General features: G+C 70.6%; 1 protein-coding gene. It reads left to right on the top strand.

Annotation, left to right across the window (positions count from 1 at the left end; all coding sequences use genetic code 11):
- On the top strand, nucleotides 1-1539 hold a 1539-nt coding region (locus tag U9983_RS14285), incomplete at both ends, for a beta-ketoacyl reductase (RefSeq protein WP_322754499.1).

The following is a 1539-nucleotide window of genomic DNA, read 5'->3' as shown; positions in this document are numbered from 1 at the left end:
GCTGACCCCCGACCGCCTGGACCGGGTGCTGCGGCCGAAGGTCGACGCTGCCTGGAACCTGCATGAACTCACCCGCGACCTGGACCTGTCGGCATTCGTGCTGTTCTCGTCGGCGACCGCGATCTTCGGATCGCCGGGCCAGGCCAACTACGCGGCAGCGAACGGGTTCCTCGACGCGCTCGCGTCCCACCGCGCCGCAGCCGGCCTGCCGGCGACGTCGATCGGCTGGGGACTGTGGGAGCAGAGCCACGGCATGACCGCGCACCTGTCCGATGCCGACCGTCGGCGCGCCGAGCGCGGCGGCATCATCCCCTTCTCCGCCGAGCAGGGCCTCGCCCTGTTCGACGCCGCCCTGCGGACGGGCGCCCCCTACACGTCGCCGTTGCGGCTCGATCTCGCCGCCCTGCGGCGCGCGGACAGCGCTCCCGCCGTACTCCAGGATTTGGTCCCGGCGTCCCGACGGACGTCCTCCCGCGGCCGGACCCGGCCCCGGGACGCGGGAGCGGGGGCGCTCGTCGAGCGGCTCGCCGCGATGAGCCTCGACGAGCGCCGCCGCCACCTGCTCGACCTGGTGCGCGGTGAGGCGGCCGTCGTCCTCGGTCACCCGTCCGGCCAGACCGTCGAGGCGACCGGGGTGTTCCGGGGCATGGGGTTCGACTCGCTGGCCGCGGTCGAACTGCGCAACCGTCTGACGGCCGCGATCGGCCTACGGCTGCCCGGAACACTGGTGTTCGACTATCCGACGCCCACCGACCTGGCCGACCACCTCCTGTCCGCGCTGGCCGGTGACGACGGCCAGCTGGACAGTTCGACGGCTTCGGGACGGGCGTCAGGGCCCGACGCCGAAACCGACGATCCGATTGCGATCGTGGGCATGGCCTGCCGCTTCCCAGGCGGCGTGCGCACCCCGGAGGACCTGTGGGACCTGCTGATCTCGCGTGGCGACGGCATAACCGGATTCCCGACGGACCGGGGCTGGAATCTGGCTGACCTCTATGACCCGGACCCGGACAGTCCGGGGAAGTCGTACACGCGGGAAGGTGGTTTCGTCCCAGGCGCCACCGAGTTCGACGCCGGTTTCTTCGATATTTCGCCCCGTGAGGCGTTGGCGATGGACCCGCAGCAGCGGTTGTTGCTGGAAACGTCGTGGGAGGCGTTCGAACGTGCTGGCATGAACCCGGACTCGCTGCGGCGGACGCCGACAGCCGTCTTCGTCGGCGCAGGTGGACAGACCTACTCCGCACTGCTGGAGAAGGCCGCCGACAACTACGAGGGGTACGTGCTGACCGGCAACACCGGCAGTGTCATGTCCGGTCGTATCGCGTATTCGTTCGGGTTGGAGGGCCCGGCGTTGACGGTGGATACGGCGTGTTCGTCGTCGTTGGTGGCGTTGCATCTGGCGGTGCGGGCGTTGCGGGCGGGGGAGTGTTCGATGGCGCTGGTGGGCGGCGCCGCCGTGATGGCGACACCGGCGCTGTTCGTGGAGTTCAGTCGGCAGCGGGGGTTGTCGCCGGACGGTCGGTGTAAGGCGTTTGCGGC

The sequence above is a fragment of the Protofrankia sp. Cas3 genome, from assembly GCF_963555955.1.
Classification (GTDB): Bacteria; Actinomycetota; Actinomycetes; order Frankiales; family Frankiaceae; genus Protofrankia.
This window is presented reverse-complemented; position numbering and strand designations above follow the sequence as displayed.